Below are 24,387 nucleotides of genomic sequence, written 5' to 3' on the forward strand. Positions count from 1 at the left end.
AGTTAAGTATGGATGGTAAAGGAAGAGCTATCGATAATGTTTTTATAGAACGCTTATGGAGAAGTGTGAAATACGAAAACATCTATCTCAATCCTCCGGAATCCGGGGTAGGTTTATACAGGCAACTCCGGGACTACTTTGATTTTTACAACCATAGGAGAAGGCACCAGGGAATAGAAAATGAAATACCTATCAACCGATATTTAAAACAAGAAAGAAATGCTGCTTAAAAAATAAAAAATAGAACTTAATTTAGCAGCTAAGCTGTCCTAACAAATGGGGGTTCTTCAGAATTCGGCAAGAGAATAAGATTACTGTTGGTTTCCTCACCAATGGCCTGCAGTGTATCATAATGCTGCGTTACCACAATTAATGCCGAAGCTTCCTGGGAGTTTATTCCCACATTATTCAGTACATCTACGCTTTCTTCAAGTCCGCGGGCAATTTCCCTTCTTTGATCGGCAATTCCCTGTCCCTGTAAACGCTTACTTTCGGCTTCAGCACGTGCTTTTGCAACAATTCGTATTCTTTCGGCCTCTCCTTCGTATTCTGCAGCCACTTTCTCGCGTTCTGCCGAGTTTATTCTGTTCATAGCGTGTTTAACCTGTTCATCTGGATCAATGTCTGTTACAAGCGTTTTAATGATGTCGTAACCATAATCCTGCATAGATTGGTTAAGCTCACGGTTAACGGCAATGGCAATATCGTCTTTTCGTTCAAAAACATCATCCAGGATCATTTTTGGAACTTCGGCCCGAACTACATCAAAAACATACGAAGTGATCTGGTCTGACGGACTTTCAAGTTTATAAAAGGCGTCGTAAATATTGGTTCTAATTACCTGGAATTGCACCGATATTTTAAGCTTAACAAACACGTTATCCTTGGTTTTGGTTTCTACTAGAACGTCTAATTGCTGAACTTTTAAATTAATCCTGCCGGCAATTTGATCTATTACAGGAATCTTTAAATGAAGGCCGGAGTTTTTAATGCTTTTAAATTTTCCAAATCGTTCGAGAATCACCGCTTTTTGTTGGCGAACAGTGAAAATTCCGCTGAAAAGGATCACCAGAAATAAAACAATAATGATGGGGATGAATACGTAGCTAAGCATATTTGAAGTTTATGAATTGATTGTTCCCCAAGATAGTGAAACTTTGCTCGATAATCGAGATTAAATGCGCCGAGGCATTACTCTAAATCAAATTATATTTGCTAAAAATATTGCTGCTTGAGCTTGCTCTGAAGTAGTTTACTTAGCTATGCGGTAGAAGGTAAGAACAAAAAATAGGCTGTTTGAGTAGTATCGTATTCGTCAAGCTGAACTGGTTTCAGCTTCTAATGTTTCAAATTAATAACAAGTTAGATCCTGAAATAAATTCAGGATGACGTCTCAGAGATTTTTCAAACAGCCTACTCTTAAAAGTATACCTGAATTATTTTAACCTAAAGTTTTTATCGCTTTTTCCAGACGGGAAATGGTTTCTTCTTTTTCAATCATTTCAGCGATTTCGTAAAGGTCAGGACCTTGCATAGCACCAACTAAGGCTAATCTAAAAGGTTGCATCACTTTCCCAAAACCAACTTCTTTTTGCTGTATCCAGGCTTTTACTTCCGTCTGAACGGCTTCTGCTGTAAAATCTTCCTGTTTCTGGAGGACACTTATTAATTCCTGCATTAGATCGGCTGTATCATCCTTCCACGCTTTTTTCGCATTTTTAGGATCGTAAGAAGTAGGAGCGAGGAAGAAAAAATAACCCTGATCCCAAATATCGTTTACGAAAACAGCGCGTTCTTTCATTAAGCTTACTACCTTTAAAACGTAATCTGAAGAAACTTTAATTTCTTTTTCCCCAATTATTTTTTCTAGTTTTTCAGCGATTACTTTTTCATCTGCCTCGTGCATATAATGTTGCTGAAACCACTTGGTTTTTTCGGGATCAAATTTAGCTCCGCCTTTATGAACACGATCTATTTCAAAAGCTTCAACCAGTTCGTTAAGTTTAAAGAATTCCTGTTCTGTTCCGGGATTCCAACCCAAAAAGGCTAACATATTGGTAACGGCTTCGGGGAAATATCCATCTTCTCTATAACCTGCAGAAATTTCTCCTGAATTTGGATCTTTCCATTCCAGCGGAAATACGGGAAATCCGAGTTTATCTCCATCTCTCTTGCTTAATTTTCCTTTTCCCTGCGGCTTCAAAATAAGCGGTAAATGCGCAAATTTAGGAGCGTCCCATCCAAAAGCTCTGTACAACATAAAATGAAGCGCTAAAGAAGGCAGCCACTCTTCACCACGAATAACGTGAGAGATTTCCATTAAATGATCGTCAACAATATTGGCCAGATGGTAAGTTGGCATCCCATCACTTTTAAATAAAACCTTATCGTCTAAAGTGCTGGTATCAATTTCCATTTCACCACGAATTTCATCTTTAATATGAAGATTTTCTGCTTCAGGCGATTTAAACCTGATCACGTAATCTTCGCCGGCATCTAATTTATCCCTGATTTCATCTTCAGAAAGTGCCAGGGAGTTTTTCAATTTTTGGCGATTATGCCAGTTATAGATAAAGGTTTTGCCTTTTTCTTCGTGGTCTTTTCTATGTGCGTCTAATTCTTCAGCCGTATCAAAAGCATAATAAGCATTATCGGATTTAATAAGTTCTTCGGCATATTTTCGGTACATATCTTTGCGCTCACTCTGGCGGTAAGGGCCGTAATCACCTTCTTTGCCGGGACCTTCGTTAAAAGGAATTCCGCACCAATTAAGGGATTCAATAATATAATCTTCGGCACCTTCTACATAGCGGTTTTGATCGGTATCCTCAATACGCAATACAAAATCGCCCTTGTGTTTTTTGGCAAATAAATAATTATATAAAGCTGTTCTTACCCCGCCAATATGCAAAGGGCCGGTTGGACTTGGTGCAAAACGCACGCGAACTTTAGCTGACATATCTAATTTTGTTTTTAACCACAAAGATACAACCTTATTAAACGAAACCTAATGTGTGGATTATCAATCCCGTGGTAAATTACTCCGCTAAAATTGTTGTATTTTTAAGCCTCAATTATGGAAAGTTACAATCAAATAAAAAGAAAGCTGGCGGCTTTTATCAGGAAGTTTTACCTGAATAAATTGCTGAAAGGAATTATCTTATTTCTGGCTATTGGCTTACTTTATTTCCTAAGCGTTTTGACGATAGAATATTTTCTGTGGTTAGAACCTTCCGCAAGAACATTTTTGTTCTGGATTTTTGTTGGTGTAGAGGTGATGCTTTTGGGATACTTTATTATAATTCCGTTGACGAAACTATTTAAATTTTCCAGTGGAATAAATGATGAAGAAGCTTCAAGAATTATCGGCGCACATTTTCCTGAAGTAAACGATAAATTGCTGAATATTCTTCAGCTTAAAAAAGATTCGCAACAATCTGAATTATTATTAGCCGGGATCGAACAAAAGTCGGCCGAACTAAATAAAGTTCCATTTACCCGCGCTGTAGATTATAAAAAGAACCGGAAATACTTAAAATACGCCTTATTTCCAGTAGTATTGATTTTAGGACTTTTAGTAACCGGAAATATTAAGTTGATTGCTTCGCCTTTAGATAGACTTGCAAAATATAATACCGAATTTGAAGCACCGGCGCCATTCAGGTTTATAATTTTAAACGATTCTTTGATAGCCAGGGAGAATTCTGAATATAAAATATTGGTAATAACAGAAGGAAATATCACTCCAGAAAAACCTGAAATTTCTTATAACGGACAAACCTATTTTTTAAAACAAATTGTCCCGGGAAGTTTTGAATATACTTTTAAAAGGCTTCAGAATAATGTAAATTTTAGATTGAGTGCCAACGGCATAAATTCTAAGGAATATACTCTTGAAATCTTAAAAGTACCCAAACTTTTAGATTTTAAAATGAAGTTTGACTATCCCAATTACATAGGAAAGCTTAACGATAGTTTAAGAGGTTCAGGGAATGTAAATGTACCGGAAGGCACAAAAATTACCTGGAATTTTAATACCCGAAATACCGAAATTCTCAATTTTACAACTGAAGATTCTTTAATAAAACTTCCTGCTGAAAACTCCGCTTTCCAATATTCCCAGGCGGTTTATTCCCGTTTGGATTATAGTGTTAGCACTTCAAATAAGGCGATTAAAAACTTTGAGGCTTTAGATTATTCTATAAACGTGATCAAGGATGAATATCCGGTAATTGAAATTCAACAAAAACTGGATAGTACAGATAATACTACACAATATTTCTATGGAAAACTTTCTGACGATCACGGTTTAAATAGGTTAAATCTGATTTATTACATTGAAAATAAAGAAGATAGCCTTCAAAAAGAAGAGATTTTGATCTCTAAAGCCGCTTTTGATGATTTTCATTACACATTTCCCGGGAATTTGGATCTAAAACCCGGAGAAACCTATAATTTCTACTTTCAGCTTTGGGATAATGATGCGGTGAATGGAAGTAAAAATACAAAAACTTCAACCTTTAGTTTTAGAAAGAAAACAAGCGAGGAAATAGAAGAGGAAAAGTTAAGACAACAAGGTGAGTCTATAAATAATTTGAGTGAAAGTCTAAAAGATATTAAATCTTCAGAAGAAGAATTAAATGAACTTAACCGCCTGCAAAAAGAAAACGAAAACCTGGATTATAATCAGCGTAAAAAACTTCAGAATTTTATTCAACGCCAAAAGCAGCAATCTGAAATGATGCGTAATTATTCTGAAAAACTTAAAAATAGTTTTGAAGAAAATGAGCAGGAATTAAATTCAGAATCTTCTGAAAAAGATGAACTCAAAAAACGTTTGGATAGAAATGAAAAACGCCTTCAGGAAAATGAAGCGCTATTGAAAGAGTTGCAAGAAATAGCCGATAAGATTAACCGGGAAGAGTTGGGAGAAAAACTGGAAGAACTATCTAAAAGAAACCAAAGTGAAGAGCGAAACCTGGAGCAACTTTTAGAATTAGCCAAGCGCTATTATGTAGAAGAAAAACTTCAAAAACTGGCGAGAGATTTGGATAAACTTTCTGAAAAACAAAACCAATTGTCAGAAAATTCTGATGCTGAATCTTTAGAGGAGCAAAATAAAATTTCGGAAGAATTTGAAGAATTTCAGCAAGAAATGGATCAACTGGAAGAGGATAATAACGACTTACAAAAGCCAACAGATTTACCGCGTGAAGAAGTTGATGAAGAAAGTATAGAAAAAGAATTAAATGATGCCGAGGAAAATTTAGAAAAAGGAGATAAGGAAAAGGCAAAAGAAAAACAAAAGAATGCTGGGCAGCAAATGAAGGAAATGAGCCAAAAAATGCAGCAGCGTTCTATGCAGCAAAGTGGGGAAGAACTAAAGGCCGATATTGAAACCCTTCGACAAATACTGGATAATTTGGTCACATTTTCATTTCAGCAGGAGGAGCTATTGGAGGATTTTAGTAAAATTGATATCAATAATCCTGGATACGCGGCCAGGCTTAGAAGACAAAACGATCTTAGGGAAAACTTTAGGCATATTGATGATAGTTTATATTCCCTTGCGCTTAGTAATCCTATGATCACCGAAAATATTACTAAAAGCTTAACCGATATTGAATTTGATATCGATAAATCTCTTGAGCGACTTGCCGAGAATCAATTACCACAGGGAACGGCTAGTCAGCAATATGTGGTAACCGGCGCAAATGATTTAGCTTATATGCTGAGTGAAATTCTGTCGATGATGCAACAACAGGCCAATCCTCAATTAGGAAAAGGGCATGGTGAAAATTCAGAGTTTCAATTACAGGATATTATTAAGAAGCAGCAGGAAATTAATAAAGAATTTCAGGAGCAGGGAAAACAGCAAAAAGGAAAGCAGAATGAAGGAAAGAAACCTGGGGAAGGAATGGGAGAAGGGGAGATGGAAGGCTTGTTTGAGATTTATAAGGCTCAGCAGGAACTGCGGCAAAGCTTACAGGAATTAAATAAAAAAGAGGGATCGCAACAGGGAAGGCAAATTGAAAAACAAATGGAGGATGCCGAGGAACAACTTCTGGACAAAGGTTTTGATCCTGAAAACCTTCAGAAATTGCAGCAATTGGAACACGAATTGATGGAATATGAAGACGCGCGTTTGCAACAGGGAGAAAATAATAAGCGAGAGTCTGAAACCAATCTTCAGCAATTTGATAACCGGGCTAAAGATCAAAGTATTAAGGCTAAAGAATATTTTAATTCTATAGAAATTTTAAATAGACAAAGCTTACCTTTGCGCGAAATTTATAAACAGAAAGTAAAAACCTATTTTGAGCGAACAGATAATTAATTTTTATCCGGAAAATGATTTCGAGTTTCAGGAGGAAAAATCTTTTGATACCTGGATTAGAAAAGTAATCTCTTCAGAAGAGAAACAACTTGGAGAAATTAATTATATTTTTTGCGACGATCATTATTTGTATAAGATTAATCTCAAATTTTTGGAACACGATACTTATACCGACATTATCTCTTTTGATAATTCAGAAGGTGATGAATTGAACGGAGATATCTTTATTAGTACAGATCGAGTAACCGAAAATGCGAAAGAGTATAATGTGGATTTTTCTGATGAACTTAAAAGGGTTATGATCCACGGGATTTTGCATTTGTGTGGATATGGAGATAAGACTGAAAGTGAAGCTGCTTTAATGCGACAGAAGGAAGACGAAAAGATTGCATTGTTCCACGTGGAACAATAAATTTAGAAAGAAGAATTTTTATGTTCGAAAGTGAATATGATGTTATTGTAGTGGGTGCCGGTCACGCTGGAAGTGAAGCCGCAGCCGCAGCCGCAAATATGGGTGCTAAAACCTTGTTGGTAACGATGAACCTGCAGAATATTGCGCAAATGAGTTGTAATCCTGCGATGGGTGGAATTGCAAAAGGACAAATTTTGCGTGAGATTGATGCGATGGGAGGTTACAGCGGATTGGTTAGTGACACGAGCGCCATTCAATTTAAAATGCTTAATAAATCTAAAGGGCCTGCAATGTGGAGTCCTAGAGTGCAAAGCGACAGAATGATGTTTGCCGAGCATTGGAGACTTAGATTGGAGCAAACACCTAATCTAGATTTTTATCAGGAAATGGTTGCCGGTTTGATTTTAGAAGGCAAAGAACTTAAAGGTGTAAGAACTTCTTTAGGCCTGGAGATTCGTGCTAAATCTGTGGTGCTAACTAACGGTACTTTTTTAAATGGATTAATTCATATTGGCGATAAGAATTTTGGAGGCGGTAGAGCAGGAGAAAAAGCCGCAACCGGAATCACAAAAGATCTAGTTGATGTAGGTTTCGAATCTGGTAGAATGAAAACGGGTACACCTCCAAGGGTAGATGGTAGATCTTTAGACTATTCTAAAATGATAGAGCAGCCAGGGGATGATGTTCCTTCTAAATTTTCTTTTTTAGATGAAACCCAACCATTAAAAAAACAGCGTTCTTGTTATATGACTTACACCTCACCAGAGGTGCACGAAATTCTTAAAGATGGCTTTGAAAGATCTCCAATGTTTAATGGACGTATTCAAAGTATTGGACCTAGATATTGCCCAAGTATAGAAGATAAAATAAATAGATTCGCAGATAAGGACAGGCATCAACTTTTTGTAGAACCCGAAGGATGGAATACGGTAGAAGTTTATGTAAATGGCTTTTCTACTTCGCTCCCAGAGGATGTTCAATTTAAAGCTTTAAAATCCGTAGCCGGATTTGAAAATGTGAAATTTTTTAGACCTGGTTATGCAATAGAATACGATTATTTTCCACCTACACAGTTGAAACATACTTTAGAAACCAAGTTGGTTGAAGGGTTATATTTCGCTGGCCAAATTAATGGAACTACAGGATACGAAGAAGCCGCTTGCCAGGGATTAATGGCGGGAATTAATGCTGCTCTAAAAGTTCAGGAAAAGGAAGAATTTATCATAAAAAGGAACGAAGCTTATATAGGTGTTCTTATAGACGATCTTATTACGAAGGGTACAGAAGAGCCTTATCGAATGTTTACTTCCCGTGCTGAATACAGAACTTTATTGCGCCAGGATAATGCCGATTTTAGATTGACCGAACGTTCTTATAAATTAGGTTTGGCTTCTGAAGAACGTATGCGAAAAATGGAGGAGAAGAAAGAAAAGTCTTCTGATTTTGTAAATTTCCTTAAAAATAAAAGCGTTTCTCACGAGGATGCTAATCCTATTTTAGAAGAGAATAATTCTTCTCCAATGAAACAAAGCGATAAGATCTTTAAAATATTTTCCCGTCCAAATATTACTATGGATGATGTTCGAAATTTCCCCGGGGTAGAGGAATATATTCAGGAGAATAATTTGAATACCGAGATTTTGGAACAGACCGAAATCCAGGTAAAATATTCAGGATATATTGAAAAGGAAAAGAATAATGCTGATAAATTGAATAGGCTGGAAGATGTAAAAATTCCCAATAGTTTTGATTATTCTAAGATCAAATCTATGTCTTTTGAGGCACGGGAGAAACTAAATAAAATTCAACCGACATCAATTTCACAGGCATCAAGAATAAGCGGGGTGAGTCCTAATGATATTTCTGTTTTATTGGTTTATATGGGAAGATAATTTTAAAAGTTCCACGTGGAACAATTTAATTTTTGAAGTACTTTGTTTAGATAAATCAAATAGGATTAACTTGAAAAAACATTAAAGATCAATCACATTTTTCATTTTTTAAAAGCGAGTTTAGGTAATAAGAGCTTCTTATTGCTCTTCACTTTTTTGATTTTACAATCCTGCATAATTACTACGCATTCTGTAAAGGAAATTAAGACTTCAGAATTAAATTCCGCTGAAGATAAATCTGATTATACTTCTTTTAAATTTAGTAGTCCAATTAAGGTGCAAAAAACAAGAGATTGGTTTAGGAATTATTTCGCCTTAGAAGGTGAAGATGATTTAATGAATTTTGAAACCAGTTTTTTAAAGGGATCAGATCACGAATTTATTGTAACCGTTTTTGATTATTCCGATAGGGAACAATATATGGATCTCACCGGACTTTTTTTTGGAGGTGGCGTTGAAACTAGAGAGAGCGATCTAAAGTTTTTTGTAGGCATTACAGTAACCGATAAAACCGGAGTAGATCATTTAGCAGAAAGCTCTATTTTTCAAAAACCGCTACTTGAACAATTAGCTGAAATACGAGAAGAATTTAGAAACTTCACCGAGAATAATCCCGATCAAAAATTCTTTTAATGAGCGATAAAAATTTTCATTTAACCTGTAAAGATCATTTAGTTTCTGGCGAAGAATTTCAATTACAAAAAAGAAGTGATTTTGAAATATTAGAAACGATTCCAAAACCCGAAAATCTTTCGGCTTACTACGAAAGTGAAAATTATATTTCTCATACAGATTCCAGTAAAAGTTTTACCGATAAAATTTACCAGGCTGTTAAGAATTTTATGCTGCTGCAAAAATTGAAGTGGATCAATAAAGTTTCTAAGGGAAATCACTTATTAGATATCGGTGCCGGAACCGGAGATTTTTTACAAACTGCCAAAAGAAAGAAATGGAATGTTGAAGGTATTGAACCAAATTCACAGGCAAGAAAATTAGCCGCTGAAAAAGGGATTAAACTTCAGCAAGAATTATCCTACTTTGAAGACAATTCTTTTGATGTTATTTCTATGTGGCACGTTTTAGAGCACGTTCCAGATTTCGATTTTCAGGTAAAAGAATTGTATCGCTTATTAAAACCAAATGGGGTAGCGGTTATCGCGGTTCCGAATTTTAAAAGTTTTGATGCTGAATACTACAAAGAATTTTGGGTGGCTTACGATGTGCCAAGACATCTTTGGCATTTTTCTCAAACTGGAATTACCGAGTTATTCAAAAAGCATAATTTTGAAAAGCTTAAAACCAAACCTCTTGTTTTTGATTCTTTCTATGTGAGTTTACTTTCAGAAAAAAACAAAACGGGAAAATCAAATATGCTAAAAGCTTTTAAAACCGGCCTGGAATCAAATTTAAGAGCACAACGCACTTCAGAGTATTCTTCTCTCGTCTATTTCTTCAAGAAATGCTAAAAAACGTGTTTTAAGCGCGTTTAAGACTGTTTTGACTTCATTATAATATACAATCAGGTTTATTTTGAGAAATAAGCTTATTTTTAAGCTATTTAATTCATTTTTCATCTATTAAACTTATCGTTATAATTTTATACATAAGAATTTCTTATATATACTTCATAAGTCTGTTTTGATTTAAATCGAAAATTTAACTTTCATACATTTGCGGCAAACAAATTCAATTAATGATGAAAAAACTTTTAATGATTTTGGTAGTTGCTGTTTTGCTTACTTCCTGTGACCAGGAAAAAACGGCTTATGTAGATACCACAAAACTTATCCAGGAGTACAAAGAAATGAAAGATGTTGAAGCTGACTTTACTTCTAAATCAGATTCGGTAAAAAGACAATTAGATTCTATTGCCAGAGGATTTCAGCAGGAAGTTCAGGCTTACCAACAGGAAATGAATTCTATGTCTCAGGCGCAACGCCAGGAAAAAGAGCAGGAATTAATGCAGAAGCAGCAAAGAATCCAACAGCAACAGCAAATGCAAGGTAGTCGCCTTAGAGAGCAGAGCGATGCTGTTATAGATTCTATTGTAGATAAAGTTAAGGATTATGTAGCTGATTATGGTGAAGAGAATGGCTACACCTATATTTTTGGTTCTAACGAGTCTGCCAATATTATGTATGCGAAAGATGGGAAAGATCTAACCCAGGAAATTCTTGATAATTTGAATGAAACTTATAACAAGAACTAGGCTTAAGTTCTGAGTTTTTAAAAAAGGTCTGAGAAGCCATTCTTTTCGTCAAGCTGAACTTGTTTCAGCTTCTAAGTTAATTTTAACCTAGATCCTGAAATAAATTTAGGATGACGAGTTTAGAAAACTTCTCAGACCTTTTTCTATTTTAAGACATTAAGTAAACTCCAAAGATCACTACGATAAAGTAACCGGTTAATGTAAAGGCACCGGCGTAATCTTTAGCAATTCTTTGTCCGAATAATAACATTAAAAGGGTGATAGCAGCCAGGATGCAAGCGTAAAGCGCTATTGCAGGATCATTATAAGCGATTAGCCATATTATTCCCAGGATAGTGGCAAAACCTGTAATGATTTCAATTATCATTATTATTCCTACCATAAGCGGCACCTGCCCGGCAAGAAATGTTCCTGAAAAGTGCTCTTTTAACCAACCGGTATTTCCTTTCCAGTCGGCAGCTTTATCTATTCCAGACTGTAAAAATGTAATTAGAATAAATAATAGAATAAGAAGTTCGGTAATATTCGCGTAAAGGTTCTCCATAATTTTAAGTGGCTTTTTTATGTAAATATCGGGTTAGTCTTATAGAAAGATCGGTGAGTATAATTTTTGCATTTCCGTTTCTTTCAATATGATAAATGGCTTCTTCAAGAGCTTCAATAATATCTTTTATATTATTACCATGAACAAAGGGCGCAAATTTCTCCAGTTTAAATCCAGGCGTTGCCGGTTCAAGATAGACCAGGTTTTCGGCTTTATAATTCAGCATTAAGGCCTGGCGGAAAAAATCTATGCAATACAATAAAAAACTCTTTTGAGATTCCCTGCCCATTCCTGCAATTTCTTCGCTCCAGGCAATAAGTTCAAGAACCGTAGATCGATTTCCTTTAGCTTTAAATGCACTACGCACCCAATTGATAAACCAGGTTTCAAATTGCTGATCTCCGCTATCTTTTTGTAATAAATGCAAAGCGCGGGTATAACTACCATTGGCCTGGTGGGCAATTTTTAAAGCTTCAGGTTTACTACAATTTTCATTCTTTTCTAAAAATGCGGCAATTTCATCTTCCGGTAAAGGAGGGAAATGCAGTTTTTGGCAACGAGACCTTATGGTTTGTATAATTTGTTCTTCATCTTCGGTAACTAGAAGAAAAAGGGTATTGTTTGGTGGTTCTTCTATTAATTTCAACAATTTATTTGCAGCCGCAGTATTCATCTTTTCGGCCATCCAAATGATCATTATTTTAAATCCGCCTTCGTAAGCTTTTAAGGAAAGGGATTTAACCACTTCCTGTGCTTCATCTACACCAATTTGACCTTGTTTATTTTCAATTCCAAGTTTTTGGTACCATTCAAATAAACTTCCGTAGGGATTGGTTTTTACAAATTCCCGCCATTCTTCTAAAAAGTGAGAGGAAACAGGATGTTTTTTTATTTTTTGATTGGCAGCAACGGGAAATGCAAAATGAAGATCGGGATGCGCCAATTTTTTAAATCGTTCATTACAATTACTGTTTCCAGTATTGTTTTCTCCTTCCGTATTTTTACAAAGTATGTATTGCGCGTAAGCAATGGCCAGAGGCAAAGTACCACTACCACTTTTTCCTACAAATAACTGCGCGTGCGGAACACGGCCATTATCTGCAGTAGTAGTAAGATGTTTCTTTAAATGCTGTAAACCTATTATTTCTTCAAAAAGCATAAGCAAATATAAAATTTATATACACTTTAATGTCTTCGGAAAAATTTATATTTGTAAATAGCACAAGCTGAATGAAAGTCGATTGTGCTTAATGTTAATCAACCAAACCAGATTTTTAGGTTTTAAAAAAGAAATGAAAATGAAGACTTTAAACGATTTTAATTTTAAAGATAAGCAGGCCTTAATAAGAGTAGATTTTAATGTTCCGTTAGACAAGGATCTAAATGTAACTGATGCTAACAGGATTGAAGCTGCAAAACCAACAATTCTAAAGGTATTGGAAGATGGTGGAAGCGTAGTGCTGATGTCTCATTTAGGAAGACCAGAAGGACATGAAGAAAAATACTCTCTAAAAAATATTGTAAAAAAGGTTGCCGATGTTATTGGAGTAGAGCCAAAATTTGTGGACGACTGTGTTGGAGAGGAAGTTCAAACTGCTGCCGATAATTTAAAACCGGGCGAAATATTATTACTCGAAAACCTTAGATTTCATAAGGAAGAAAAAGGCGGGGACGAAGATTTTGCAAAAAAGCTTTCTAAACTAGGTGATATATATGTTAACGATGCTTTTGGTACCGCTCACCGTGCCCACGCTTCTACTACAATAGTAGCTAAGTATTTTGACGATAAATGCTTTGGATATTTATTAGAAAAAGAGATCAAAAACCTGGATAAAGTACTTCATAGTAAAGAAAAACCGGTAACCGCGGTTCTGGGAGGTGCTAAAGTTTCATCTAAAATTACCGTAATTGAGAATATTCTTGATAAAGTAGATCACTTAATTATTGGAGGCGGAATGGCCTATACCTTTATTCTCGCCAAAGGTGGAAAAATAGGAACTTCTCTTGTAGAAAAAGATAAGCAGGAATTAGCTTTAGATATTCTAAAAAAGGCTGAAGCTAAGAACGTACAGGTTCATCTTCCGGTAGATTCTATTATTGCTGATAGTTTTTCTGAACAGGCTACCACAGATGTTAGCAAGATCAACGAAATTCCTGATGGTTGGATGGGTCTTGATGCAGGTCCTGAAAGTATCAAGAACTTTGATGCTGTAATAAAAAAATCAAAAATTATCCTTTGGAATGGTCCACTTGGAGTTTTTGAAATGGATAAATTTTCAAAAGGTACCGTAGCTTTAGGAAATTCAATTGCTGAAGCAACTAAAAACGGAGCATTCTCTCTAGTTGGCGGTGGAGACTCTGTTGCAGCGGTTAAAAAATTCGGTTTTGAAGATAAAGTAAGCTATGTTTCTACCGGTGGTGGTGCTATGCTAGAAATGTTAGAAGGAAAATCCCTGCCAGGTATCCAGGCAATAGGGAAATAGACGTACTAAAAATTACGAGTTTACGTTCTTTTTAAAATCTTGAATATTATGGTTAAGCATATAATTTTATCTCTTGTATTCCTTTTTGGAATTAGCTTGCACGCCCAGGAAGAAACTAAGGGAAAGCAGGTAGAGAAAGCTAATTTTAGAGTACAAATCTTCCAAAAGGTAGATAGCAGTGAAATTATTCTTGCTCATCCAGACCCTGAATTCAGGGATAAATTACCAATTTCGGCTGTGATTAGGGATTCCTCTGCGGTATCGCTGGAAGATCTGCCTCGTGCGGCCGAAATTGATTCTGTTTGGAGAGCACAGCTTACCAATTCAGATCTTTTTGATACGATGTATAAAAGCATCAGGGAACAGGATTATGAAGACGAGGTCAATAAAGAACTTCCCACCGATACTTTAAAGGTCAGGCTGGCTAAATTAAATGCGCGTACGCCTTTTAACGTCCAATACCATCCGGTACTGGAAAGTGTAATAAACTCCTACTTAAAACGAAATAAGAAAGCTATGGAGCGTCTTATGGCACTAAGCGAATATTATTTCCCCATGTTTGAACAGCAATTGGATAGGTATGATATTCCATTAGAAATTAAATATCTGGCCATTGTAGAATCGGCTTTAAACCCAAGAGCAAAATCCTGGGTTGGTGCTACCGGACTTTGGCAGTTTATGTATAGAACCGGTAAGGCCCACGGTCTTGATGTAAGCAGTTATGTAGATGAGCGTATGGATCCTCAAATGTCTACCGAAGCCGCCGCAAAATACCTTGCAAACCTATATCGTTCGTTTGAAGACTGGGATTTAGTATTGGCTTCTTATAATTCTGGACCGGGGAATGTTTCAAAAGCTATTCGCCGTAGTGGCGGTTCCAATAATTACTGGGAATTAAGACGATTTTTACCACGGGAAACCGCTGGTTATGTTCCGGCATTCCTGGCCACACTCTATCTTTTTGAATATGCTGATGAGCATAATTTCCAGCCACAAGCTCCCGAAATTGCTTTTTTTGAAACCGATACGATCAAAGTAAAGAAGTTGATCACTTTCGAGCAGATTTCTGAAGTTACCGGGGTAGAAGAAGAGATGCTTCAGTTTTTGAACCCCAGTTATAAATTAGATGTTATTCCTTTTATAGAGGATGAAAATTATATGATTAGGCTTCCCACAACCGTTAGTGGCGCTTTTGTGAGCAACGAGGCTGCAATCTATAATTTCGCCGAAGAAGATATTAAAAAGAAAGCAAAGGCTTTCCCTGAGTTTGTAAAAGCAGAAGATAAAGTAAGGTATCGCGTTAAAAGTGGCGATTATTTAGGAAAAATTGCAGAAAAATACGGGGTAGGAGTGAGCAGTATTAGACGTTGGAATAATCTTAGAGGCAATAATATTAGAATTGGCCAGTATCTTACTATTTACCCAAGAAAACCCGGGGTTAGCTCCCAAAATGCTGCTGCTGAAAATAGCCAGAAAAACAGTGCAAAAACCTATACGGTGAAGAAAGGAGATTCACTTTGGAGCATTTCTCGGAAGTTTCCGGGAGTTACGGTACAGAATTTGAGGTCATGGAATGATATGGGCGCTAACAGCCTGAAACCCGGTATGAAACTTAAACTTTCTAAGGGGTAATCATTTCAAACCAAACTAAAAACAATGAAAAAAACATTATTTCTTCTATTCAGTTTAGTTTTTCTAGTCTCTTGTAATGAAAATGGAGATAAAGCAGAAGAACGTATCCTATCAGATTCTTCAGGAAATATTAATCAAATTACCTTAATCATTGAAAATGAGCTTTGGGAAGGTAAAGTTGGTGAAGCGATAAGAGATAATTTTGCCGCCACGGTAGAAGGTCTTCCGCAGGAAGAGCCAATGTTCTCCTTAAGCCAAATTCCTCCGGAAACATTTAGTGGTTTTGTGCGAAGAAACCGTTCATTTATCTCTGTACAGGAAGGTGATGAAGCCGGTGCCAGGATCGTTAAAGATCTTTATGCCCGCCCGCAAACAGGGGTGATTATCTCTGGTGAAAGCGAGGAAGAACTTGTTCATGTGATTAATGAAAGTTCAGAAAAGTTAGTTTCAGCCTTTAAGGAGACTGAAATGAAGGAGAAGCAACGCCGAATGCGAAAGTCGCTTAAAAAGGATGGTAAGCTGGAAGAAAAGTTCGGTTTATCACTTGATTTTCCATCTGCTTACAGATATGCCCTGGAAGAAGAAGATTTTGTGTGGATAAGAAAAGAGATTCCAAAAGGAAATATGGAAATTCTTATTTATGAAGTGCCAATTAATCAAATTGAGGCTGATACCAATACCATTGGCAATATTATAAAAATGCGTGATTCAATTGGAAAAACACATATTCCCGGCCCTACGGAAGGAACTTATATGATCACCGAAGAAGCTTATGCTCCTTATCTTTTTGAAACTGAAATTGATGGAAAATTCGCTTATGAAACTCGCGGAACCTGGGAGGTAAAAGGCGCATTTATGGCTGGACCATTTATTAATTACGCGATTAAAGATGAAGAAAATAACCGTTTTATCGTGGTTGAAGGCTTTGTTTTCTCACCATCTAGGGGAAAACGAGACAATATTTTTGAGTTAGACGCTATCCTGCAATCGGCCGATATTGAATAGCATTTATCTTACAACAAATAAAAAGCCCAAACTTAAAAGTTCGGGCTTTTTTTATAAGGTAGGTATTTGTCTATTTCTTCTCGTTAGAAAAGTTCTTATCATCAGATGGAACTTTCTTTTCGCCGTCTTCATCTTTAGAAGCGTCTTTAAATTCTTTAATTCCACTACCTAATCCTCTCATCAATTCAGGAATTTTTCGACCTCCAAATAGAAGCAAAATTACCACAACAATTAATATTATTTGTGGGGCACCAATGGCTAATGGTAAAATAAATGCGTTCATAATATATGATTTTAATATTACAAACTTAACAAGAATAAAGCAATTTCAACGTTAATATAACTTAAATTTAAGTTATACTTGACTTCGATTTCCAAATATATAAGAGCTTATAACTAAATTTATTTCTTCCTGACAGCGGGATGACTCAAATTGGGAGTATGTTTATGAACTTCATTAAGTGCCCTCAAATTTTAAATTATATTTGTAAGTGAATTATGGCTAAAAATAAAAAGGACAGGAAAAAAATAACCAGGAAGTTACTTCATAAATACCGGATGGTGGTTTTAAATGAAGATACTTTTGAGGAAAAACTCTCTTTTAAATTAACACGGCTCAATGTTTTTGTCACTATTACTTTAAGTGCTATAATTCTTATTGCTGCCACTACATATATTATCGCTTTTACTCCGCTTAAAGAATACATTCCTGGTTATTCTTCTGCCCAATTAAAACAACAGGCTTCCCAGTTAGCTTACCAGTCAGATTCCCTGCAGCAGGTTTTAAAACTTAATAATCAATATTTAAGTTCTATAAAAAATGTACTTACAGGTAAAGCCGATACTTCAAGTTTACATAGGGATTCCCTTATAGAAAATCCTATTATGGGACAGGAAATTGAAGCTATTGAACCCTCTCGCGCCGATTCCCTTTTGCGGGAAGAAGTTGCCCAGGAAGATAAATACAACGTATTGCCCTCGGCTACAGATAATATTGATTTTTCTTTATTTCCACCGGTAAAAGGTTCAATTTCTGAAGGCTACGATGCTAAAGACAAACACTATGCTGTAGATATTGTGGTTGCGAAGAACACCCCGGTTAAATCTGTAGCCGATGGTCGTGTTATTTTTTCAGAATGGACTACAGAAACCGGTTACGTGATTATTATTAAGCACGAATATGGTTTGTTATCTGTTTACAAGCACAACGCTTCCCTGTCTAAAGAACAGGGCGAAAATGTGCGAAGGGGAGAAGTTATTGCCACCGCAGGCTCTACCGGAGAATATACTACCGGCCCACATTTACATTTTGAGCTTTGGAATGAAGCCGTGCCCGTAGACCCTACAGATTATATTGATTTTGATTAATAAATCACGACCTTTGCATCGCTAAGGTATTGCTGAAATAGAAGTATACCATTTAATTTCAAAAAAACTTATGTCTTTAAAGTCGTTTGGAGCAAAGATTTTTGCTAAAAATATCCGCAAAAAAATAGATAAATGGGCTTCAAAACCTGAAGCCACGCAAGAAAAGGTATTTCAGGAACTAATTGAGAAGGCCAAAGACACAAAATTCGGAAAGGATCACGATTTTAAAAACATTAAATCTTATGCCGATTTCTCTAAAAAAGTACCGGTTCGGGATTACGAAGAATTGCGTTTTTATGTAGATAAAATGGTAGCCGGCGAAGAAGATGTATTATGGCCGGGAAAACCTTTATATTACGCCAAAACCTCTGGAACTACCAGTGGTGCCAAGTATATTCCGCTTACCAAAGATTCTATGCCTTCACATATCAATGCGGCCAGGAACGCGATTTTATGTTATATCGCAGAAACCGGTAATGCGAAGTTTGTAGACGGAAAAATGATCTTCCTCCAGGGAAGTCCCGAGATGGAAGAGAAAAACGGTGTAAAACTAGGTCGTTTATCTGGGATCGTGGCGCATTACGTGCCTTCCTATCTTCAGAAAAATAGAATGCCCAGCTGGGAAACCAATTGTATTGACGATTGGGAGACTAAAGTTGATGCGATTGTAGAAGAAACCCGAAACGAGGACATGAGCGTAATTAGCGGTATTCCTTCCTGGGTACAAATGTATTTTGAGAGACTTCAGCAAAAAACCGGTAAGAAAGTGGGGGAGCTTTTTCCTAATTTCGACTTGTTTATTTACGGAGGTGTAAATTATGAACCTTACCGCTCTAAATTTGAAAACCTTATTGGCCGAAAAGTAGATAGTATAGAATTATATCCTGCTTCAGAAGGATTTTTCGCTTTTCAGGATAAACAAACCGAAAAAGGAATGTTACTGCAACTTGATTCAGGAATGTTCTACGAGTTTATAAAAGCAGATGAATTTTTCGACGAAAATCCTAAAAGACTTACAGTTGGCGAAGTAGAAATGGGTGTGAATTACGTAATGTTGGTCTCTTCAAATGCGGGCCTTTGGGCTTACAACATTGGAGATACGGTACAATTTACAAGTACAAATCCTTACCGGGTTATGGTTTCAGGAAGGATTAAGCATTTTATTTCGGCTTTTGGGGAACACGTGATTGCTAAAGAAGTAGAAGAAGCGATGCAGGAAGCTACTGCAGCAACCAAGGCGAGAATTAGCGAGTTTACGGTAGCGCCTCAAATTACCCCTAAAAATGAAGAATTACCCTATCATGAGTGGTTTATAGAATTTGAAAAAGAGCCTGAAGATCTGGCGAAATTCAGTAAAACTCTGGATGAAAGTCTTCAAAAGCAAAATTCTTACTATTTTGATCTTATTGAAGGGAAGATACTTCAGCCATTAAAAATATCAAGAGTTCCGGAAAACGGTTTTCAGCAGTATATGAAATCTATTGGAAAATTGGGCGGACAAAATAAACTGCCACGCCTGGCCAACGATCGTAAAATTGCTGAAGTTCTGGAGAAAATAATAAAAGCATAACAAAAAATGATAAATCTAAAACTACTAGGCCGCACCCGCGCCCAGGAAAGTACCCACGCCATAGAACGTATGTATATTACCATGCGTCACCTTTTTAATCGTGGTTTTTATAAACCTATGGGAGTTTCCGGGGAAACGCTAAGGGAATCTTTACTTATTCTTCGTCCCGAAATTTATGGTTCTATTGCAGATGATAAAGCCGAATTAAGCGGATTGCTATACGTGATAGATCGTTTGCCAAAAGGAATTGAAGAATGCAGGTTTATCAACCTTACCAGTGATGAAGGTTATGGTAATTCGCATTTTAAGCCCATTGTTCCGCCTAAACGTCGACGTAACTGTTACAGGATAGACGATGAGCAAATGAATATTGAAATAACCCGTGGCCGTTCTGAGATCTACGATATTCTTACACACCTTACTTTTCTGTTCGTAGAATCTCATAAAATAATGCGTCGTGTAATTATAGATGAAGAAGGCAGTGTTACCCGAGACTGGCAAAAACTGGAAAAAGCTGTTTTACAGGAAGAACCTTTAGACCAGGCACAACGCGAAATCGCTTTAACTCATACCGCAAATATTTTAGGCCGAACTTTCTATGAGGTTCAGGATATCTATCCAAAGTTTTCCTTACCGGGCAATCCGGAGCGTTTCTTAAACATAATTTACTGGTTAGGGAAGCTGGCAATTGCAGAAACGGTAAATAATGATAAAAGAATTATCACGTTTAGTCCCGTATTGCGAGAGCGTTTAGGACACCATATTCACGGCGAGATTTGGGCCGATAATATTAAACAACATCTCATTAAAGAGAATTTAATGCATCGCCCGTTGCACATTATTAGTGCAAATATGCATAGTGTAATGAACACGCTTTATACGCCATCTGCCCTAAAAACCGAACTCAAAAAGAAAAAACCGCTGGAAATTTATGAAGCGCTTAGTAATAGCACCAATGGTGATCTAAGAAGCAAAGTCATGAAATCTGCTCTAGATAACGGGATGACTTTTTTAGAAGATAAAAGTGGAACCAACATTGATGTGCAAATCTTTGATACCGCTAAATTAAACGGTAAATATGGCTCCTGGGATATTAAAACCGAGGAAGAGGCTCCGGTTATTATAGTGATGGACTATGCTTTTGGAGAGCAGGCTTATGAAACTATGGATGAGCTCCTGAAACCCTATAATTTTGAAGGCAACGAGATTAAAATGAATGTAGAATCTATTTCTATTATGGGGAAAGCCGGGATTCTTGAAGGCGGAAAAGGAGATATTATGATTCCTTCTGCCCATTTATTTGAAGGAACTGCAGATAATTATCCTTTTAAAAATGAACTGAGTCGTGCCGATCTTGAAGAGAGCGATATAGCTGTAGTAGATGGTGCGATGATTACCGTTTTGGGAACTTCACTTCAAAACCGAGATATTCTTAAATTCTTCCATGATTCTACCTGGAATGTGAGTGGACTGGAGATGGAAGGTGCACATTACCAAAAAGCCATCCAGGCGGCCTCAAAATTAAGAGGCAGTATCAATAGTGATGTGAAGGTAAGATATGCTTATTACGCCTCAGATAATCCTTTAGAAACTGGTAGTACATTAGCTTCGGGAGGGTTGGGAACCACTGGTGTAAAACCTACTTATTTAATTACCGAAAAGATCCTGGAACAAATCTTTAAATCTTAGTTTATGAAAGTTGAAGAATCGCCTTTAAAAGACTGCTTTATCATAAAACCCGATATTTTTCGGGATAAACGCGGCCTTTTTCTGGAGAGCTATCACAAAAAGAAGTTTATAGAATTAACCGGGATAGAGAAAGAGTTTGTTCAGGATAATCAATCTATTTCCAAAAAGGGGGTTTTGCGTGGATTGCATTACCAAACCGGGGAATTTGGTCAAACCAAACTGGTACGTGCTATTTATGGAAAAGTATTGGACGTGGTGGTAGACTTGAGACCAGAATCGCCCACTTTTAAGCAGAGTTTTAAAATTATTCTAGATCACGAGAATTTATACCAGCTCTATATTCCCAAAGGATTTGGTCACGGCTTTGTTACGCTTTCAGAAACCTCGGTTTTTGCTTATAAATGCGATGAATATTATTATCCCGGTTCAGAAGCCGGTATTATTTATAACGATCCCGACCTGGCGATAGATTGGGAATTTCCGGAGGAAGAAATGATTATTTCAGATAAAGATTTAAAACAACCGCGCTTAAAAGGGGTTTTTAAATGAAAAATATTCTCGTAACAGGATCCAATGGCCAACTGGGGGCTTGTTTTAAAAAGATTTCGGGGAATTATTCTGAATTCAATTTCGTTTTTAAATCTTCTTCGGAAGCAGATATCACTGATAAACCGAAACTGGAAAAACTGTTTTCTGAAGTAAAATTCGATTACGTAATTAATTGCGCGGCTTATACCAATGTTGAAAAAGCCGAATCTGAAGAAGAAAAAGCCTTTCAAATTAACGCAACCGGACCTAAAAACCTGGCTGAGGTTTGTAATGAAAATCAAGCAATTTTAGTTCATTTTTCCACCGATTATGTTTTCGACGGTAAAGCTGAAAAGCCATACAAAGAAACCGATAAGACGAATCCTATAAACGTTTATGGCGCTTCAAAATTAAAGGGAGAGGAGCTAATCGCTGAGGTTTTGAAAGAGCATTTTATTTTTAGGACTTCGTGGCTGTATTCAGAATTCGGTCATAATTTTTATAAGACGATACTTAGAAAAATAGAAGAAAAAGCGGAGCTTAATATTACTACTTCTCAAACCGGTACTCCAACAAATGCTAATGATCTCGCAGAATTTGTTTTGGAAATAATCGATTCAGAAAATAAGAATTTTGGTTTATATCATTTCAGTAATTTAGGTCAGGCTACCTGGTACGATTTTGCAAAAGCGATTTTAGAATATACGGGAAATTCCGAAGAAATAGTTTTAAATAAAAGCAATAATTTTAAAACCATTGCCGCAAGACCAGCATATAGTGTGCTGGATAAAAGTAAACTGCAACAAACATTTCAACAACCGGTTTTAAATTGGAAAAAGAGTCTTGAAAAATTGATAAATGCTTAATTCTGAAAGAATTTCATTAATTTCAACTAAAATTAAATAATGGCAAAAAGAATACTCATTACCGGTGCCGCCGGATTTTTAGGTTCACATTTATGCGACCGATTTATTAAAGAAGGTTACGATGTTATTGGCATGGACAACCTTATTACCGGTGATCTTAAGAATATAGAACATCTTTTTAAGCGGGATAATTTTGAATTTTTTCATCACGATATCACCAAATTTGTTCACGTTCCCGGCGAGTTAGATTACATTCTGCATTTTGCTTCTCCTGCCAGCCCTATAGATTATCTAAAAATTCCTATTCAAACCTTAAAAGTTGGTTCTGTGGGCACTTTACATTGTCTTGGTTTAGCCAAAGAGAAAAATGCCAGGATTCTTATCGCTTCAACTTCTGAAGTTTATGGAGACCCTGAGGTTCATCCACAAAATGAAGAATATTATGGGAATGTGAATACCATAGGTCCACGCGGAGTTTATGATGAAGCCAAGCGTTTTCAGGAATCTATCACCATGGCCTATCACCGTTTTCACGGTTTGGAAACCCGGATTGCCAGGATTTTTAATACTTACGGTCCCAGGATGCGTTTAAACGACGGCCGTGTAATTCCGGCGTTTATTGGTCAGGCGCTTCGTGGGGAAGATCTCACTATTTTTGGTGATGGTTTACAAACGCGTTCTTTTTGTTATGTAGACGATCAGGTTGAAGGGATTTATAAATTGTTGCTAAGCGATTATTCAGAACCTGTGAATATTGGAAATCCAGATGAAATTACCATTAAAGATTTTGCTGAAGAAATCTTGAAACTTACTGGTACCAATCAGGAAATTGTGTACAAAGAACTTCCCGCAGACGATCCGCTTAAAAGACAGCCCGATATTAGTAGAGCAAAAGAGATTTTAGGTTGGGAACCAAAAGTTTCTCGAAGTGAAGGAATGAAAATCACTTACAATTATTTTAAAAACCTGAGTGCGGAAGAACTGGAAAAAAGTGAGCACAAAGATTTTTCAGGCCATATAAGACGTTAAATCAAATTATGGATAATCCTTTGGTTTCAGTAATTATGCCCGCTTTTAATGCGGAAGATTTTATTGAAGCCGCTGTGGAATCGGTGATTACTCAAACTTATTCCAATTGGGAATTGTTCATTATTGATGATGCCTCTACTGATGCTACTTTTTCTAAAACTAAAAAACTGGCAAAGCAAGATTTTCGGATTAAAATACTTCAAAATCAAATGAACTCTGGAACCGGCATAAGTCGGAATAAAGGAATTAAAGCCGCGCAGGGCGATTTTATAGCTTTTTTGGATGCTGACGACCAATGGAAACCTAAAAAGCTGCAAATCCAGCTTGAAATAATGCAGGAGCAGGATGCTTCAGTTTGTTTCTCCAGCTATCTACAAATAGATGAAAACGGAAATTCCAGAAATGAAATCATTGAAGCGCTACCAACTTTAACGTATCAGAAACTACTAAAATCAAATTATCTCGGCAACCTTACCGGAATCTACAGTGCGAAAAAGCTAGGTAAAATATATGCTCCTGAAATCAGGAAAAGACAGGATTGGGCGCTTTGGCTTGAAGCCGTTAAAAAGGGCGGACCGGCAATAGGTATTCAACAATGTTTAGCGAAATACCGGGTGAGAAAGGGATCTATCTCCAGGAATAAATTTGAAATGCTGAAATATAATTTCAATATCTACTATAAAATTTTAGGATTCAACTTCATCAAAAGTACCGGTTATATGCTAGTATTTTTAAAGGAACATTTTTTAGTAAAAAAGAAGCAAGTAAAGAAGATTTCGAATTGATTTATGTCATCCTGTCCCGAAGCTTCGGGATTATTTCA

22 protein-coding genes are annotated in these 24,387 nt (G+C 36.5%); 17 read left to right on the forward strand and 5 right to left on the reverse strand.

Going from position 1 to position 24,387, the window contains the following annotated elements; all coding sequences use genetic code 11:
- Window positions 1–8: 8 nt before the first annotated feature.
- The gene (locus B5440_RS12955; protein WP_079711126.1) at window positions 9–230 is read left to right on the forward strand and encodes an integrase core domain-containing protein; all 222 of its coding nucleotides are present in this window, start codon (window positions 9–11) and stop codon (window positions 228–230) included.
- Window positions 231–259: 29 nt separating this feature from the next.
- Here B5440_RS12955 and B5440_RS12960 read toward each other — a convergent pair whose 3' ends face one another.
- The gene (locus tag B5440_RS12960; protein ID WP_079711151.1) at window positions 260–1,114 is read right to left on the reverse strand and encodes an SPFH domain-containing protein; all 855 of its coding nucleotides are present in this window, start codon (window positions 1,112–1,114) and stop codon (window positions 260–262) included.
- A 327-nt stretch (window positions 1,115–1,441) separates the two neighbouring features.
- Window positions 1,442–2,959, reverse strand: a complete 1,518-nt coding sequence (gene gltX / locus B5440_RS12965; RefSeq protein WP_070054229.1) for a glutamate--tRNA ligase — start codon at window positions 2,957–2,959, stop codon at window positions 1,442–1,444.
- A 117-nt stretch (window positions 2,960–3,076) separates the two neighbouring features.
- On the opposite strand from gltX, the gene B5440_RS12970 reads away from it, so the two are divergent.
- From B5440_RS12970 to B5440_RS12995, 6 genes are all read left to right on the forward strand, one after another.
- Window positions 3,077–6,337: a coiled-coil domain-containing protein gene (locus tag B5440_RS12970; RefSeq protein WP_070054230.1), complete on the forward strand. Its 3,261-nt coding sequence runs from the start codon at window positions 3,077–3,079 to the stop codon at window positions 6,335–6,337.
- Entirely contained in the window at window positions 6,330–6,749 is a 420-nt protein-coding gene (gene ybeY / locus B5440_RS12975; RefSeq protein WP_070054276.1) for an rRNA maturation RNase YbeY, read from the forward strand. Before B5440_RS12970 ends, ybeY begins: the two co-directional genes overlap by 8 nt.
- Window positions 6,750–6,769: 20 nt before the next feature.
- Window positions 6,770–8,641, forward strand: a complete 1,872-nt coding sequence (gene mnmG / locus B5440_RS12980) for a tRNA uridine-5-carboxymethylaminomethyl(34) synthesis enzyme MnmG (protein WP_070054231.1) — start codon at window positions 6,770–6,772, stop codon at window positions 8,639–8,641.
- Window positions 8,642–8,782: 141 nt separating this feature from the next.
- The gene (locus B5440_RS12985) at window positions 8,783–9,274 is read left to right on the forward strand and encodes a hypothetical protein (RefSeq protein ID WP_070054232.1); all 492 of its coding nucleotides are present in this window, start codon (window positions 8,783–8,785) and stop codon (window positions 9,272–9,274) included.
- Window positions 9,274–10,107, forward strand: a complete 834-nt coding sequence (locus B5440_RS12990) for a class I SAM-dependent methyltransferase (protein WP_070054233.1) — start codon at window positions 9,274–9,276, stop codon at window positions 10,105–10,107. The genes B5440_RS12985 and B5440_RS12990 overlap by 1 nt, the downstream gene beginning before the upstream one ends.
- 227 nt (window positions 10,108–10,334) lie before the next feature.
- Window positions 10,335–10,850 (forward strand): OmpH/Skp family outer membrane protein, encoded by a 516-nt coding sequence (locus tag B5440_RS12995; protein ID WP_308430028.1) that lies wholly within the window; start codon window positions 10,335–10,337, stop codon window positions 10,848–10,850.
- Window positions 10,851–10,998: 148 nt separating this feature from the next.
- On the opposite strand, the gene B5440_RS13000 is transcribed toward B5440_RS12995, so the two are convergent.
- The gene (locus tag B5440_RS13000) at window positions 10,999–11,394 is read right to left on the reverse strand and encodes a DoxX family protein (RefSeq protein WP_070054234.1); all 396 of its coding nucleotides are present in this window, start codon (window positions 11,392–11,394) and stop codon (window positions 10,999–11,001) included.
- A 4-nt stretch (window positions 11,395–11,398) separates the two neighbouring features.
- The gene (locus B5440_RS13005; protein ID WP_070054235.1) at window positions 11,399–12,553 is read right to left on the reverse strand and encodes a DNA polymerase III subunit; all 1,155 of its coding nucleotides are present in this window, start codon (window positions 12,551–12,553) and stop codon (window positions 11,399–11,401) included.
- A gap of 139 nt (window positions 12,554–12,692) precedes the next feature.
- Between B5440_RS13005 and B5440_RS13010 the strand changes: the two genes are divergently transcribed.
- From B5440_RS13010 to B5440_RS13020, 3 genes are read left to right on the forward strand one after another with little or no spacing between them, the layout of a single operon-like run.
- Complete coding sequence (locus B5440_RS13010) at window positions 12,693–13,877, forward strand: phosphoglycerate kinase (RefSeq protein ID WP_070054277.1); 1,185 nt, start codon at window positions 12,693–12,695, stop codon at window positions 13,875–13,877.
- Between the two features lie 48 nt (window positions 13,878–13,925).
- The gene (locus tag B5440_RS13015; RefSeq protein ID WP_070054236.1) at window positions 13,926–15,509 is read left to right on the forward strand and encodes a lytic transglycosylase domain-containing protein; all 1,584 of its coding nucleotides are present in this window, start codon (window positions 13,926–13,928) and stop codon (window positions 15,507–15,509) included.
- A gap of 24 nt (window positions 15,510–15,533) precedes the next feature.
- Entirely contained in the window at window positions 15,534–16,514 is a 981-nt protein-coding gene (locus B5440_RS13020; RefSeq protein WP_070054237.1) for a DUF4837 family protein, read from the forward strand.
- Window positions 16,515–16,584: 70 nt separating this feature from the next.
- Here B5440_RS13020 and tatA read toward each other — a convergent pair whose 3' ends face one another.
- Window positions 16,585–16,797: a twin-arginine translocase TatA/TatE family subunit gene (tatA, locus tag B5440_RS13025; protein WP_057480932.1), complete on the reverse strand. Its 213-nt coding sequence runs from the start codon at window positions 16,795–16,797 to the stop codon at window positions 16,585–16,587.
- Window positions 16,798–17,012: 215 nt separating this feature from the next.
- Here tatA and B5440_RS13030 point away from each other — a divergent pair, with 215 nt between their 5' ends.
- The 7 genes from B5440_RS13030 to B5440_RS13060 all read left to right on the forward strand — a co-directional run bounded on the left by B5440_RS13030 (window position 17,013) and on the right by B5440_RS13060 (window position 24,349).
- Window positions 17,013–17,882 carry a M23 family metallopeptidase gene (locus tag B5440_RS13030; RefSeq protein WP_070054238.1) on the forward strand — a complete coding sequence of 290 codons (870 nt, stop codon included), beginning with the start codon at window positions 17,013–17,015 and terminating at the stop codon, window positions 17,880–17,882.
- Between the two features lie 70 nt (window positions 17,883–17,952).
- A complete protein-coding gene (locus B5440_RS13035; protein WP_070054239.1) occupies window positions 17,953–19,452 on the forward strand; it encodes a GH3 auxin-responsive promoter family protein in 1,500 nt (499 codons plus the stop codon).
- Window positions 19,453–19,458: 6 nt separating this feature from the next.
- On the forward strand, window positions 19,459–21,141 hold the full coding sequence (locus B5440_RS13040) for a DUF6909 family protein (protein ID WP_070054240.1): 1,683 nt from the start codon (window positions 19,459–19,461) through the stop codon (window positions 21,139–21,141).
- Window positions 21,142–21,144: 3 nt separating this feature from the next.
- On the forward strand, window positions 21,145–21,690 hold the full coding sequence (rfbC, locus tag B5440_RS13045) for a dTDP-4-dehydrorhamnose 3,5-epimerase (RefSeq protein ID WP_070054241.1): 546 nt from the start codon (window positions 21,145–21,147) through the stop codon (window positions 21,688–21,690).
- Entirely contained in the window at window positions 21,687–22,535 is an 849-nt protein-coding gene (rfbD, locus tag B5440_RS13050) for a dTDP-4-dehydrorhamnose reductase (protein ID WP_070054242.1), read from the forward strand. The genes rfbC and rfbD overlap by 4 nt, the downstream gene beginning before the upstream one ends.
- 39 nt (window positions 22,536–22,574) lie before the next feature.
- On the forward strand, window positions 22,575–23,564 hold the full coding sequence (locus B5440_RS13055; RefSeq protein WP_070054243.1) for a UDP-glucuronic acid decarboxylase family protein: 990 nt from the start codon (window positions 22,575–22,577) through the stop codon (window positions 23,562–23,564).
- A gap of 8 nt (window positions 23,565–23,572) precedes the next feature.
- Window positions 23,573–24,349, forward strand: coding sequence for a glycosyltransferase family 2 protein (locus B5440_RS13060; protein WP_070054244.1), 777 nt, complete (start codon window positions 23,573–23,575; stop codon window positions 24,347–24,349).
- Window positions 24,350–24,387: the final 38 nt, after the last annotated feature.

This window comes from Salegentibacter salarius (genome assembly GCF_900168265.1).
In the GTDB taxonomy this organism is placed as follows: domain Bacteria; phylum Bacteroidota; class Bacteroidia; order Flavobacteriales; family Flavobacteriaceae; genus Salegentibacter; species Salegentibacter salarius.